This window comes from Oceanicaulis sp. (assembly GCA_040112665.1).
GTDB lineage: Bacteria > Pseudomonadota > Alphaproteobacteria > Caulobacterales > Maricaulaceae > Oceanicaulis.
In genome coordinates, this window is sequence record CP157796.1 from 372,124 (window position 1) to 385,854 (window position 13,731).

Consider the following 13,731-nt stretch of genomic DNA (forward strand, 5'->3'; position numbering starts at 1 on the left):
CTCACCACACCCGCTCGCAGCCATAGGCGTCGAACACCGGATCGGCGCTGATCACCGGGATGGTCCGCCGCCGCGCCTGGGCGGCGATCATCCGGTCGAACGGGTCGCCGTGCACCGCCGGAAGATCGCGAACGGCGTAGCAGTCCTCGAATTCGATCGGCAGGAGTTCGAACGGCTCGGGCAAGCCCGTCTCCCGCATGCGATCGAGCCACGGCCCGAGCGATCCGAGCCGCGCATCGCCGTGCTTTGCGCGCTTGATGTTCGCTTCCCAGACCGAGGCCAGCGACACGAACAGCCGCGTGGCGCCCGCCATGCGCACGCGCGCCCGCTTGGTGAGCCTCGGCCCCGGGATCAGGTACCAGGCGACCGCCTGCGTATCGACGAGAACGCTCAGGACCGGGCGTCCTCAGGCTCGAGATCGCGGTCGAGAAACGCGTCCCACTCTTCGTCGGTGTAGGCCGGCTCCATGAGGATGCGATCGGCCTCCTCGCTCCACGTCCCCAGATCGGCCCAGGCGCCGTAGGCGTCCGCTCCGGTCTTCGGGCGCCCCGCCCCCCCCACGGCCGTCAGGCGCGCCACCTCGGTCTTGCCGCGGCGGATGACGATGGTCTCGCCCGCCTCGACCTCGCGGAGCAGGCGGGAGAGATGGGTTTTCGCCTCATGGACGGTGACGGTTTTCATGGTCTGAACCTTAGTTGACTAAGTTGACTTAGTCAAGTTTTGGCGCGCCCTGCGCTCTGCACCGTTCCGGGTTCGCATCGGCCCTGCGCGGGGCTATCTAGTAGCCCATGACCGATCAGTCCCCGTCCGAACAGTTCCGCCGCGCCCTCACCGCCGCCACCCGCGCGCTCTCAAAGGAGCGCGATCTCGAGGTGAAGTATGGCGGCGATCGCGCCGGCGTGGCGCGCGGCGGGATCGTGCTGCCCAACCCGCCTGAAAAGCTGACCGTCGACGAGGCCGCCAAGGCGCGCGGCCGGGCCGACGCGCTGGCGCTGCGCTTTGCGCTGCACGACAGCGCCGCGCACCAGAAATCGATGCCGCCCGGCGATGTGGCGCGGAAGATTTTCGACGCCGCCGAACAGGCGCGCTGCGAGGGGCTGGGCGCACAGGCCATGCGCGGGGTGGCGGATAATCTCGACGCCGCTTTGATCGACAAATGCCGGCGCAACGGCTGGAACGTCGCCGAGGACCGCCAGTCCGCCCCGCTGCAGGACGCGATCTCCATGCTGGTGCGCGAGCGGATTTCCGGCCGGCCGACGCCTGAGGACGCCAAGGGCCTGATGAAGGTCTGGCGCGAGGATCTGGAAGCCGCGGCCGGGCCGGCGCTGGACGCCCTGGCCGACAGCGCGGGCGACCAGAAGAAGTTCGCCGACGCCCTGCGCCAGGTGATCCGCGATCTCGATCTGTCCGACGAGCTCGGCGAATACGACGAGCAGGAGGACGAGGACGACAGCCAGGACGATTCCGGCGTCGAACAGGAGCCCCAGTCCGGAGAGGACGAGGGCGAGAACGAGCCCGATCAGGGCGAGGAAGACCAGCCCGCCGACGCCAAGGGCACGGCCGCCGACACTGACGACATCCACTACGCCGAAGAGTCCAACACCCGCGTCGAAGCCGACGACGAACCGGGCGAGTCCATGGAGGCCGCGCGCCCCAACTGGATCCCGCCCGGCGGCGAGGACGCGGACGCCTACAAGGTCTTCACCACCAAGTTCGACGAGGTCATCCAGGCCGGCGATCTGTGCGACGGCGACGAGCTGGCCCGCCTCAGGCGCAATCTCGATCAGCATCTCAAAGGCCTCGAAGGCGCGGTGGGCCGGCTGGCCAACCGGCTGCAGCGCAAGCTGATGGCCAAGCAGCAACGCGCCTGGGCGTTCGATCTCGAAGAAGGCGTGCTCGATCCCGCCCGCCTGCCGCGGGTGATCCTCGATCCGATGATGCCGCTGAGCTTCAAGCAGGAGAAGGACACCGACTTCCGCGACACGGTCGTCACGCTGCTTCTGGACAATTCAGGCTCAATGCGCGGCCGGCCCATCCTGGTGGCCGCCGCCTGCGCGGACATTCTCGCGCGCACGCTGGAGCGCTGCGGCGTGAAGACCGAGATCCTGGGCTTCACCACCAAGGCGTGGAAGGGCGGGCGGTCGAAGGAAGAATGGCTCGCCCAGGGCAAGCCGCCCAATCCGGGCCGGCTCAATGATCTGCGCCATATCGTCTACAAGGGCGCGGACGCGCCCTGGCGGCGCGCGCGGCCCTCGCTCGGGCTGATGCTGCGAGACGGGCTCCTGAAGGAGAATATCGACGGCGAGGCGCTGCTCTGGGCGCACAAGCGGCTGATGGGCCGGCCCGAGCAGCGGCGCATCCTGATGGTGATTTCCGACGGCGCGCCGGTCGACGACGGCACCCAGTCGGCGAACTCCCCGGCCTATCTCGAAAAGCATCTGCGCGAGGTCATCTCGATGATCGAGGACCGCTCGGAGGTGGAGCTTCTGGCCATCGGCATCGGCCATGACGTGACCCGCTATTACAAGCGCGCAGTGACCATCGTGGACGTCGAACAGCTCGCCGGCGCGATGACCGACCAGCTCGCCGACCTGTTCGATGAAAAGCCCAAGGCCCGCCGCCGCGGCGAACGCAAGGGCCGCGGCGGGCCGGGCCTGTCCGCGCTCAAGCGCGCCACGACGAGCGCGAGACGCTAGGGTGGCGCGTCGGCCCGCCGGCGAAGTATCACTCGTTTTCCGGGCGAACACCGCTCGAAGACGCTGGCGGCGCCCCCGACAGGATCTCCGCCACCAGCGGGTTGGGAAAGCGGCGTTCCAGCGTGATGGCGTAGAAGGTTTCCGCGATGCCGGGCAGGTCGGCCGCTTCGACGAGCCGGCCGCTGGCGAGCTCGTCGCGCACGACGATGGGCGGGGCGACGGCGAGGCCCGCATCGTTGCGGGCGAACAGGCGCAGCATCGCCATGTCGTCGACCTCGGCGGCGATCTCTGGGCTCAGCCCCAGCCGCATGGCCAGCGCGTCGAAGCCCGAGCGCACGCCGCTGCGGCGCGAGGGCAGGATCAGCGGGTGGCTTTTCAGAAGCGTGGCCATGTCGCGCACCTCCCCGATCCGGGCCGGAGCGCCGATCAGGCTGACCTTCTGTTCGGCCAGGGTGTGCACCGTCCAGCCGCTGTCGGCCTCGCGCAACGGCGCCTGGTTGGTCAGCACCATGTCGAGATTGTGCGCGGCCAGCTCGGCCATCAGCTCGGACAGCGAGCCTGAACGCAGATGCACCTCCACCGCGCCCGAAGCCAGCAGCGGGGCCAGAAGATCGGTCTGGAAGTTGCGCGACAGGGTGGCCAGCGCGCCGACGTTCAGCGTGCGCCGGGCCGCGCCCGCCCCGCCCTTCATCACGCTTTCAAGCTCCTCGCCGGCGGTGAAGATCGCGTCGGCGTAGTCGAGCGCCACCCGCCCCGCCTCGGTCAGGGTCAGGGTGCGCCCGGTGCGCTCGAACAGGGCGTGGCCGAGCTGGTCCTCGAGCTGGCGGATCTGGGTGGAGAGCGCGGACTGGCTGAGATTGAGCCGCTCGGCGGCGCGGGTGAGCCGGCCCTCATGGGCGACGGCGCGGAAATATCGCAGATGCTTGTAGTTCACGCGCAGCGGCCCTTGGTTCCAGAAAACAGAACGATCATATCCAAACAATGTAATTTATCTATCAAATTCGATGCGTAGGGTCCGGCCGTCGAATTTCATAAGGGCCAGGACCGTCATGGACGTTCTTCTCGATTTTCTCTCCACCTTCGCCTCGCAGCTGCAGAAACCCACCCTCGCCTTCCTGATCGGCGGCGTTCTGATCGCGGCGCTGGGCAGCAATCTGACCATTCCTGATCCGATCTACCGCTTCATCGTCTTCATGCTGCTGATCACGATCGGCCTGCGCGCCGGCATGGAGCTTCGCGAAGCGGACCTTCTCTCCATGCTTCTTCCGGCCCTGTTCGCGCTCGCGCTGGGCGTGGGGATCGTGGTGATCGGCGCGCTCGTGCTCAACCGGCTGCCCCGGCTCAAGGCGGACGACAACTACGCCACGGCGGGCCTGTTCGGGGCGGTCTCGGCCTCCACGCTGGCCGCCGCGATGGTGGTGCTCGACGAGGAGAACATTCCTTTCGAGGCTTGGGCGCCGGCGCTCTATCCCTTCATGGACATCGCCGCGCTCCTGGCTGCGATCGTCCTGGCCCAGGTCGCCCGGCAGAAGCGCAACCGCGACGGGGAGAAAGCCGACATCAAGGCGATCGTGGTCGACTCGCTGCGCGGTTCGGCGATCTCGGCGCTGCTGCTGGGGATGGGGCTCGGCCTAGTCACGCGGCCCGACAGCGTGGTCGAAAGCTTCTACGACCCGCTCTTCCGCGGCCTTCTCTCAATCCTGATGCTGATCCTCGGCATGGAGGCCTGGGCGCGCATGTCAGAGCTCGCCAAGGTCGCCCACTGGTACGCGATCTACGGCGTGGCCGCCCCGCTCTTGAACGGCCTCGCCGCCTTCGGGCTGGGTTATGTCGCCCACGTTCTCACCGGCTTCTCGCCGGGCGGGGTGGTGCTTCTGGCGGTGATGGCGGGCTCGAGCTCGGACATCTCCGGCCCGCCCACCTTGCGCGCGGGCATCCCCGGGGCCAATCCTTCCACCTATATCGGCTCGTCCACCGCAGTGGGCACGCCGGTGGCGATCGCGATCGGCATCCCGCTCTACGTCGCCCTCGCCCAGCTCGTCTTCGACCTCTAGGAGGCGTCAGTCATGACCCTGTTTCACAAGGCCACCAAGATCATCCTCGTCGTCGAGCGCCTGCTGCGCGACAAGATCATCGCCATCGTCGAGAAGGAGGGCGCGAAGGGCTACACCGTCACCGAAGGCACCGGAAAGGGCCAGCACGGCCTTCACGGCACCGACCGGCCCTCGATCGCGCAAGGCTTCAACATCGTGCGCATCGAGGTGATCGTCGCCGACCGCGAGGCGGCCGAACGCATCGCCGAGACGGTGGCCAGCCGGTACTTCAAGGAGTATTCCGGGATCGTCTACATGGACGAAGTCCAGGTGCTGCGTCCCGAGAAGTTCTAGCCCAAGGAGACCGCCCATGCGCCTCAGCCTCGTCCTCGCCGCCCTGGCCGCGATCGGGGCTGCGGCCTGCGGGCCCTCCACTCCTGAGACCGCCGCGGTCACCGCACAGCCGGTTCCGCTCTTTCCCGACGATCCGGGACGGGTGCGCCTGGGCGCCCTGGCCTACGCCGGCGGGGTCGCGCTGAGCGCCGAAGCGGAGGCGTTCGGCGGCATCTCCGCGATGGAGATCGACCCGGAGACGAAACGGCTTCTGGCCGTGACCGACCAGGGGGTTTTCATGACCGCCCGGATCACGTTCGAGGACGGCGCGCCGTCGGGGCTGAGCGACATCGTCTTCGCGCCCATGCTCGACCCCGAGCGCCGGGCGCTGGAAGACCGGCAGGCCGACGCCGAAGGGCTCGCCCCGCTGGGCGAAGGCCGCTACGTGGTCAGCTTCGAACGCGAACACCGGCTCGCCGTCTACGATCTGGGGCCTGACTGGAGCGCGGTTCAGACCGCCCAGCCCTCCACCTTCCCCGCCCCGCCCGGCGCGGACCGGCTGCGCGACAACGCCGGCATGGAGGCGCTGGCGGCCACGGGCGGCGCGCTCTATGCGGGCATTGAAGATCCGATCATGGACGGCACGCCGCACACGATCTGGCGCTATGATCTTGAAAACGCGGCCGCTCCGCCCCGCGCGCTCAGCCTCGCCGCCGCGCCGGGCTTCGGCCTTACGGCGATGACCACGGACGGCGAAGGCGGGCTGTTCCTCGTCGAACGCTACTGGTCGCGGGAGATCGGCAACCGCATCCGGATCGGCCGGCTCACCGCGATGGACCTCGCCGAGGCCGGCCCCGCCCCGCTGCAGCCGGAGATCCTGGCCGAACTCGGCCCGGACATGACGGTGGACAATTTCGAAGCGATCGCGCTGGCCGAGATCGACGGGGAGGCCCGCCTGTTCATCCTCAGCGACGACAATTTCAACCCCGACCAGCGCACGCTGCTCTTGAGCTTCACTCTGGCCGGGGAGTGATCACGCGTCCTGGAAATCCCGGGCGGCCTGTTCGGAGCTGGGCTCCTCGCCGCGCTCGATCGCCTCGTTCTCCTGCTGAACGATCCTGAGGATCCGGGCGATGAATTCCTGGTTCCAGGCGCCGCGCTCGGCGGCCTGATCGCGGTCGGGCTCGAAGGCTTCGATGTCCGCCCGGCTGATCGCACCCTTCGCGTCCAGAAGCCGCTCGACGGTGTCCAGGCGCTGGCGCACGACGGAGACTTCCTGGGCGAGCGCCATGACGATGTTCAGCACCCGCTCGGCGTCGCGGTCTTCCATGAACCAGGGGCGCTTGCCGCGGGCCTTCTCGCCGGCCTGAGAGAGCGGATCGAACGCCATCACGCGGCCTCCTCTTGCTTTTTCGCGCCGATGACGTGCCAGGCGGCCTTGCGCCCGTAATCCTCGACCTTGTCCTCGCCGGCGCTGGGGAAGAGCTTGGTGTCGACCACGGCGGCCACCCCGCCATGAATGACGCCGTCTTTCTTGAAGCCCGCCTTGATCATCAGATCGTCGAGATCGATCTCGTGCATCGTCGTCCAGAACGGCTCGTTGTTGTAGAACGCGTCCCAGTCCCGGATGCATTGCTCGTAAAGCGGCATCTCGTCGGAATATTGCGGCTGTTCGACATGCAGCACGATCCCGCCGGGCTTCAGCACGCGGCGGGTCTCGGCGAAGATCCGCTCCATCGCCTTCTTGCTGGTCTCGTGCAGGAACATGGTGGTCTGCACCCAGTCGAAGCTTTCGTCGGCGAACCGGGACAGGTCCTCGGCGTCGGCCTGGATGAATTTTACGTTCTCAACGCCCATCGCCTTGGCGCGCGCTAGGCCGTAGCGCAGCATCGGCCCGCCCGCGTCCACGCCGATCACCTCGGCGTCGGGATAGGCCTGCGCGATCGGCAGCACGTTGTGCCCGAGCCCGCAGCCCAGATCGAGAATGCGCCTGGGCGCGAAATCGGGAAGGTTCGCCTTCACCCATTCGGCGACCGCCTGGCCGCCGCCGTCATTATACCGGCCCAGCGCCCCGCCGGTGGTGACGAACAGACCCGCGTCGTAGTTCGCAGGCCCGGTCACGTCGCCATGGGCGAGCTCGGTATGATAGCTGCCGGGCATGCAGTGATGGTCCACAGCGGTCAGATAGCGCGGCACGTCAAAGCCGGGGGTGAGTTCGAGCCGCGGATCGCCCTCGGTCAGCTCAAGCGCCTTTTTGTTGAGCGCTTCGGCCTGGCGCAGCGTCACCCAGCGTCCCGCCTGCTGGCGCTGCTCCATCGTGGCGCGGCGCAGGGCCGACCAGATCTGAAACGCCGGGTCGTCCAGAAGCGCCTTTCTCACCTCGTTGCGATGGCGGAACGGGCCGTTTTCTTTGGTGAAGGCCGGCTCCACGCGCTGTTCGAACGCGGTCTTCACGCCCGGCAGCACGCGGCTGGCGAGGTGCCGGTTCATATGGGCGAGGAAGTTGAAGCGCTCGGCTTCGTCATGGCTCGTATGCGGAAACATGCCGTGACGGCCGACCAGGCGGTAGTCCGGCGGGCCGTCATAGGCCGGCTTCGCCGTGTCGAGATCCTTGGCGCGATCGTCGGGCATGGGCGTCTCCTGAAGGTGCGTCTCGCCGCTTGGTCTGGTTTTATTTCCCGGCGGAAGGCTTGGCAAAGCCCGCCGTTTGAAATGATATACCATTTGAGAAGCGCGGCGGCCAACACGCAGGTCGCCCTGTGCGCCGCGATGTCGCGGCGGGGAAACGGGAGGAGCACCATGAGCACGCGCATCGTCGCCCTGTTCAATCTCAAACCGGGCGTCACCCCGGCCGACTATGAAAAGTGGGCGAAGTCCACCGACATCCCGACGGTGAACGGGCTCGGCTCTGTGGACCGGTTCGAGGTGTTCAAGTCCACCGGGCTTCTGGGCTCGGCGGACTCCCCGCCCTACGCCTATATCGAGATCATCGACGTCAACGACATGGACGCCTTCGGCGGCGATGTCGGGACCGACGCCATGCAGAAGGTCGCCGGGGAGTTTCAGGCCATGGCCGACGATCTGGTCTTCATCCTCACCGACAAGCTCGGCTAGGGGGCGAGGATGGCGCGTTTTTCCGGCAAGACGGCCGTGATCACCGGCTCGGGCCGCACCGGCGGGCTGGGCGAAGCGATCGCGAAAAAGCTCGCAAGCGAAGGCGCGGCGGTGGTCATCTCCGACATCGGCGCGCCGGCCGATCCGGCCACGCCGGCCGAGCATATCGGCGCCACCGAGGAGATGAACCAGATCGCCGAGGCGATCCGCAGCGCGGGCGGAACGGCCAGCACGAAAGCCTGCGACGTGCGCGATCTCGCCCAGATGCGCCAGCTCGCCGAGCACGCCGTGGCCGAGCACGGCTCGCTGGACATCTGGGTGAACAACGCCGGCATCGGCTACATCATGAGGCCGCTTCTGGACGTCACGGAAGACGACTGGCGCGCGGTGATCGACGTCAATCTGACCGGCTGCTTCTTCGGGCTGAAGGCCGCCGCAGAGGTGATGATCAAGGCAGGCAAAGGCGGCCGGATCGTCAATATCGCAAGCCAGGCGGCGAAATCCGGCTTTCCGCACGCGCAGGCCTACACCAGCTCCAAGCATGGCCTTGTCGGCCTGGTACGGTCAGCCGCCCACGAGCTGGGCCCCCATCAGATCACCGTCAACAATGTCTGCCCCAACCACGTCACCACGGGGCTGGGCGCCTGGCAGAACGAGTACTTCGCCAAGGTCACCGGGGCAGCCAGCGTCGAGGACTATCTCAAGGCGATGGCCGGCCGCATCCCGCTGGGCCGTCCCGGCACGGCGGAAGACACCGCCAACGCGGTCGCCTTCCTGTGCTCGGAGGAGGCGAAATACATCACCGCGGAGAGCATGAATGTCAGCGGCGGCGAGGAGCCGCATTGATGCCAATTACACTTGAGGACGCTCTTGAGTCCGAGAACACGTGGTCGGACGGTTACTACAACGCCGTCCGCTTCTTTTATTGGTGGCCCAAAGTATTAGCAAAGATCCCGATTAGCCAGTTAAAAAAACAACAGAGTAAGTTTGTCTACTCTTCTGATTTGGTCAATTTTTTCCGAGAAAAGATCGATGATTCTCCCGGCTTGGAGCGAAGGACGTTCGCTAAGCTCGACAGGCAGGAAGAGCCGTTCAATCATCAATTAGAGCTGTTTTTGCGGCTGGCGCCGGCGCAGGCGATCAACGCCCTCTTGGCGCATTGCGGAGTCAATGAGTTCGATGAGCGCCCGTCCGTTCTCACTCGTTCGGTCGAGCAGGTTTGGCCAGGCACCCAGCCTGACATCCTTTTGCTCTCGAAATCGGCGGCAGTCGCGATCGAAGTGAAACCCCCGCACGGTCGCTCTTTCGAGGGCCAACTCGCAAAGTATGCCCTCTTGTTCGAAAACCTTCGGAAGGCCCGGCCGACCGTCGAACGGACGGACCTGATCTTTCTCGCCAACGGTGGCTTTGAAGACAACCTGCCGAGAAAAACCCCAACGCTGGCTGCATTCCGGGATTCTGAAAAAGCGTGGGCCCGCACGAGGTCGCGTCACGCGTTCAAAGTGCTCGATGACGACGAGCTGTTGATGATCTGTTATCGCATTGACGCGACGGAACCGCGCTTTCTGTCTTTCTCAGACTTCCTGCGCACGCAAGATCAGGCGTTGGGGCCGAGCGAGACAGAGCGGCTCCTTTTCGACGGCATCCGCAAAGAAATTGAACGCCGAGGATACGTTTGAACATGCCCGCAACCCCGCCCCAAGGCTTCACCTGGCCGAACGGCGCGAAGCTCGCGTTTTCTCTCGTCGTCAATGTCGAGGAAGGCGCGGAGAAGAACATCCTGGACGGCGACAAGGGCCCTGAACCTGTCGACGAGCTGGGGGCGGTGCCCGCCAAGGCGCAGATCCGGGTGCACGGCAACGAGACCAATTATCAGTACGGGATCAATCGCGGCGCGCCGCGCGTGCTGAAGCTTCTGGACAAGCACCAGATGCCCGCGACCTGGACCGCCGCCTCTCTGGCGCTGGAGCGTGCGCCCTGGCTGGCCGAGGCGCTGATGAAGCGCGGCGACGAGCCCTGCTGTCACGGCTGGCGCTGGAAGTTCACCGCCTTCATGGACGAGGACCGCGAGCGCGAGTTCGTGCGGAAGGGCGCAGACAGCATCAAGGAGACCTGCGGCCGCCTGCCGGCGGGGTATCTGTCGCGCTATCTGCACTCGGACAATCTGCGGGGCATCCTCATCGAGGAGGGCTACCGCTACCACATGGACGACTACTCGGACGATTTTCCGTACTGGGACGTGGTGCAGACGCCCCGCGGCGGGAAAAAGCCGATCATCGTCCTGCCCTATGCGATCGATTCCAACGACATGAAGTTCTGGCTCGCGCCGAGCTTCACTGCGAAAGACTGGGTCGCCTACGCCAAAGACACGTTCGACTGGCTTCTGGCCGAAGCGAACGAGGAGGGCGCGCGGATGATGAGCCTGGGGCTGCACCTGAGGATCATCGGACGGCCCGGACGGATCGGCGCGCTCGACGAGTTTCTGGCCTATGTCCGCAGCCATGACGGCGTGTGGTGCGCCACCCGCGAACAGATCGCCGACGCCTTCGCCGCAGCGGTTCCGCCGCCGGAGGCCGAATAGAACGAAGCGGCTGACGCCGCTCGACCCCACCCCGGCCCTCCCCTGCAGGGGAGGGAGAGACGCTCAAGCGGCTCGTCTCTTCTTCGGGATGGACTTCCGACGCCGCGATCGAAACAGCCCTCCCTCCCCCTCGGGGGAGGGCCGGGGTGGGGGGAGACCCGACATGAACCGCTTACTCACCGCCGCGCTGGCGAGCTTCGCCCTCACCGGCGCAGCCGCAGCACAGGCGCCTGATCAGACCGCCGCAGAAGAACTCGCCGCCGTTCTCACAGGCTCGTTCAGCACGATCGAGCAGTGCGAGACCGAGGGCTGGGGATGCGTGGAGAGCGAGCTGGTCCGCATCTGGCCCGAGCGCACCGACGGCGTCTGGCTCTATCAGGAGAACGCCTGGCTGGGCGACGATCCCGAGAGCGCCGACCCGGCGGCCAAGCAGCGCCCCTACTTCCAGCGCATCATCCGGCTCGCGGCCCAGGACGACCGCACCGTGCTGCGCACGATCTACACCATGACCGATCCGGCCTCGGTGGTCGGCGCCTTCGCGGCGCCGGACACGATCGCCGCCGACCAGCTGGGCGAGGCGAGCTGTTCGGGCCCGGTCGAGCGCATCGCGCACGGCCACTGGTATGCGAACTTCCCCACCTGCCCCAGCGGCCTTCGCGGCGCGGTGCGCACCCATTCGCGCTCGATCCACTATCCGGACGGGTTCGCGAACTGGGATCGCGGCTTCGACGCGGAAGGAAACGTCAGATGGGGCCCGAGCGCGGGCGGGTATGTGTTCGTGAGGAAAGACTGAGTGCGTCATTCCCTCCCCTTGACGGGGAGGGTGTCCGGCGAAGCCGGACGGGTGGGGTGAAGCCGCAAGCGCAACGGTCTGCAACCTGAAGCGCCTCACCCCCACCCGACCCGAGGCTTCACCTCGGCCCACCCTCCCCGCAAGGGGGAGGGAATTAAGGCCAGTGCGATTGGAGAAACGCCGCCATGAAATCGCTTTTCACCGCCCTGCTCGCAGCCCCGCTTCTGGCGGGCTGCATCATCGTCAGCGAAACCACGACGCCTTCAGTCGCGCCGGCGTCAGTCCAAGCCGCAGACACGAACCGCGGTCCGATCGACCTGCGGCGCACCACGCTTCTGGTGCGCGACATGGACGCCTCGCTGGCCTTCTATGAAGGCGCGCTGGGGCTCGAGAAATACTACGACCAGATCATCACCAGCCGCGACGGGACCAGCCAGAGCCATCTGGTGCTGCTGCGCGCGAACGATCCCAATATCGGCGTGCTGGGCCTGTGGGAGCTCGAAGACGCAGACCAGGCGCCTGCGCCGACCACGTCCTCGGAGCTGACCGCCGGCGAGATCGTGCTGCTGTTCAACACCTCCGAACTCGACACGGTCTTCCCCGCCGCCGCGGCGAGCGCGGGCGTGACCGTGCTGAGCCCGCCCACCTATCGGGAGTATCCCGGCGACGGGGTGACCTATCAGGTCATGGTCTCGATGCTGCGCGATCCGGACGGCCATATCGTCGAGCTCAACAACCGGCTGAGCCCGCCGATCGAGTGGGATTAGGCGACGACCTCCGCGCTTGATTTGTCCGGACATTCATAGCATATCCGGACCATGCGCAGCCTGCTCTTCGTCCCCGGATCCCGGCCCGACCGGATCGCCAAGGCTCTCGAAGCCGGGGCGGACGCGGTGTGCGTCGATCTTGAAGACGCGGTCGCGCCCGCGGCCAAGGACGAGGCGCGCGAGGCGGTGCTGGGCGCGCTGTCCTCGCCGCGGCGGTTCGCGGTCCGGGTCAATCCGATGGAGACCGAATGGGGCCGCGAGGACGCCGACGCGCTCGCCCGGTTCGCCCATGCGCCCACTTTCGTGATGCTGCCCAAGGCGGAGAGCGCGGGCCAGGTCGAGATCCTGAACGCCGCGCTGGGCGAGGCCGGCGCGGGCGGGATCGTACCCATCATCGAAAGCGCGCTGGGGCTGAGGCACGCCTGGGAGATCGCCGAGGCCGAAAACGTGCGCGCCGTGCTGTTCGGCGGGGGCGACATGGCCGCCGATCTGGGCGTGGCGATGGATTTCGAGCCGCTTCTTTTCGCCCGCGCGCAAGTCGTCGCGGCGTGCGCTGCGGCGGACGTTCCGGCGATCGACGTGCCCTGGCTCGACGTCAAGGACGAGGCGGGGCTGCTGAAAGAGACCGAGCGGGTCAAGGCGCTGGGATATTCGGCCAAGGCCTGCATCCACCCCGCGCAGATCTCGGCGGTCAATCACGTCTTCACGCCCAGCGCCGAGGACGTCAGCCACGCCGAGCGCGTGATCGCCGCGCTGGATGCCGCCGGCGGAGGCGCGGCGCTTCTGGACGGAAAGCTCATCGAGGCGCCGATCATCCGGCGCGCCCGCCGCGTGCTGGAAACGGCGCGCGCGGCTCAGCAGTAAGGACGGACATGGTTCAGTACGCCAAGGAAGTGGGACCCCAGCGCTATCGCGAGACCTTCGGACGGTATTTCGAGGATTTCGTGGAGGGCGACGTCTACGAGCACCGTCCGGGCAAGACGGTGACCGAGTACGACAATCACATGTTCACGCTGCTGACGATGAACACCCATCCGATGCATTTCGACGCCGAGTTCGCCGCAGCCAGCGAGTTCAAGAAGAACCTGGTGGTCAGCCCCTACACCCTGGCGCTGGTGATCGGCATGAGCGTCACCGACGTCAGCCAGAAGGCGATCGCCAATCTGGGCATGGACGAGGTGAAGTTCACCGCGCCGGTCTTCGCCGGCGACACGCTCTACGCCGAAAGCGAGGTTCTGGGAAAACGCGAGAGCAAGTCCCGGCCGACGCAAGGCATCGTCACGGTCCTGACCCGCGCCCATAACCAGCGCGGCGAACAGGTCGTGACCTTCAAGCGCAACATGCTGATCCCGAAAAAGGGACACGCCGTCGAAGACACGGTGGGCAATTACTGAGGCCGAGCGTAAGGGAGCCA

At 66.8% G+C, this 13,731-nt stretch carries 16 protein-coding genes and 1 pseudogene; 12 read left to right on the forward strand and 5 right to left on the reverse strand.

Going from position 1 to position 13,731, the window contains the following annotated elements; all coding sequences use genetic code 11:
• Position 1: 1 nt before the first annotated feature.
• Both ABL308_01865 and ABL308_01870 read right to left on the reverse strand, forming a co-directional pair.
• Positions 2-394 (reverse strand): type II toxin-antitoxin system VapC family toxin, encoded by a 393-nt coding sequence (locus tag ABL308_01865; GenBank protein XBQ17702.1) that lies wholly within the window; start codon positions 392-394, stop codon positions 2-4.
• A 173-nt stretch (positions 395-567) separates the two neighbouring features.
• A pseudogene (locus ABL308_01870) lies at positions 568-681 on the reverse strand (type II toxin-antitoxin system prevent-host-death family antitoxin).
• 107 nt (positions 682-788) lie between these two features.
• Here ABL308_01870 and cobT point away from each other — a divergent pair.
• Entirely contained in the window at positions 789-2,696 is a 1,908-nt protein-coding gene (gene cobT, locus ABL308_01875; GenBank protein XBQ16631.1) for a cobaltochelatase subunit CobT, read from the forward strand.
• Positions 2,697-2,724: 28 nt separating this feature from the next.
• Here cobT and ABL308_01880 read toward each other — a convergent pair whose 3' ends face one another.
• On the reverse strand, positions 2,725-3,636 hold the full coding sequence (locus ABL308_01880) for a LysR family transcriptional regulator (protein XBQ17703.1): 912 nt from the start codon (positions 3,634-3,636) through the stop codon (positions 2,725-2,727).
• A gap of 109 nt (positions 3,637-3,745) precedes the next feature.
• On the opposite strand from ABL308_01880, the gene ABL308_01885 reads away from it, so the two are divergent.
• Genes ABL308_01885 through ABL308_01895 form a run of 3 tightly spaced genes read left to right on the forward strand, consistent with a single transcriptional unit; the run spans position 3,746 to position 6,095 of the window.
• Positions 3,746-4,750 (forward strand): sodium-dependent bicarbonate transport family permease, encoded by a 1,005-nt coding sequence (locus ABL308_01885; GenBank protein ID XBQ16632.1) that lies wholly within the window; start codon positions 3,746-3,748, stop codon positions 4,748-4,750.
• A 12-nt stretch (positions 4,751-4,762) separates the two neighbouring features.
• Positions 4,763-5,083, forward strand: coding sequence for a hypothetical protein (locus ABL308_01890; GenBank protein ID XBQ16633.1), 321 nt, complete (start codon positions 4,763-4,765; stop codon positions 5,081-5,083).
• Positions 5,084-5,099: 16 nt separating this feature from the next.
• Positions 5,100-6,095, forward strand: coding sequence for an esterase-like activity of phytase family protein (locus ABL308_01895; protein XBQ16634.1), 996 nt, complete (start codon positions 5,100-5,102; stop codon positions 6,093-6,095).
• Here ABL308_01895 and ABL308_01900 read toward each other — a convergent pair whose 3' ends face one another.
• Both ABL308_01900 and ABL308_01905 read right to left on the reverse strand, forming a co-directional pair.
• Positions 6,096-6,452: a hypothetical protein gene (locus ABL308_01900; GenBank protein ID XBQ16635.1), complete on the reverse strand. Its 357-nt coding sequence runs from the start codon at positions 6,450-6,452 to the stop codon at positions 6,096-6,098.
• The gene (locus ABL308_01905; protein ID XBQ16636.1) at positions 6,452-7,693 is read right to left on the reverse strand and encodes a class I SAM-dependent methyltransferase; all 1,242 of its coding nucleotides are present in this window, start codon (positions 7,691-7,693) and stop codon (positions 6,452-6,454) included. The genes ABL308_01900 and ABL308_01905 overlap by 1 nt, the downstream gene beginning before the upstream one ends.
• A gap of 168 nt (positions 7,694-7,861) precedes the next feature.
• Here ABL308_01905 and ABL308_01910 point away from each other — a divergent pair, with 168 nt between their 5' ends.
• From ABL308_01910 to ABL308_01945, 8 genes are all read left to right on the forward strand, one after another.
• Entirely contained in the window at positions 7,862-8,176 is a 315-nt protein-coding gene (locus ABL308_01910) for an REDY-like protein HapK (GenBank protein XBQ16637.1), read from the forward strand.
• A gap of 9 nt (positions 8,177-8,185) precedes the next feature.
• Entirely contained in the window at positions 8,186-9,022 is an 837-nt protein-coding gene (locus ABL308_01915; protein ID XBQ16638.1) for an SDR family NAD(P)-dependent oxidoreductase, read from the forward strand.
• The gene (locus ABL308_01920; GenBank protein XBQ16639.1) at positions 9,022-9,855 is read left to right on the forward strand and encodes a hypothetical protein; all 834 of its coding nucleotides are present in this window, start codon (positions 9,022-9,024) and stop codon (positions 9,853-9,855) included. The genes ABL308_01915 and ABL308_01920 overlap by 1 nt, the downstream gene beginning before the upstream one ends.
• A gap of 2 nt (positions 9,856-9,857) precedes the next feature.
• Complete coding sequence (locus ABL308_01925; protein ID XBQ16640.1) at positions 9,858-10,757, forward strand: polysaccharide deacetylase family protein; 900 nt, start codon at positions 9,858-9,860, stop codon at positions 10,755-10,757.
• A gap of 163 nt (positions 10,758-10,920) precedes the next feature.
• A complete protein-coding gene (locus ABL308_01930; GenBank protein XBQ16641.1) occupies positions 10,921-11,550 on the forward strand; it encodes a chromophore lyase CpcT/CpeT in 630 nt (209 codons plus the stop codon).
• 185 nt (positions 11,551-11,735) lie between these two features.
• Positions 11,736-12,317, forward strand: a complete 582-nt coding sequence (locus tag ABL308_01935) for a VOC family protein (protein ID XBQ16642.1) — start codon at positions 11,736-11,738, stop codon at positions 12,315-12,317.
• Between the two features lie 51 nt (positions 12,318-12,368).
• The gene (locus tag ABL308_01940; GenBank protein XBQ16643.1) at positions 12,369-13,181 is read left to right on the forward strand and encodes a CoA ester lyase; all 813 of its coding nucleotides are present in this window, start codon (positions 12,369-12,371) and stop codon (positions 13,179-13,181) included.
• 8 nt (positions 13,182-13,189) lie between these two features.
• Complete coding sequence (locus ABL308_01945; GenBank protein XBQ16644.1) at positions 13,190-13,711, forward strand: MaoC family dehydratase; 522 nt, start codon at positions 13,190-13,192, stop codon at positions 13,709-13,711.
• Positions 13,712-13,731: the final 20 nt, after the last annotated feature.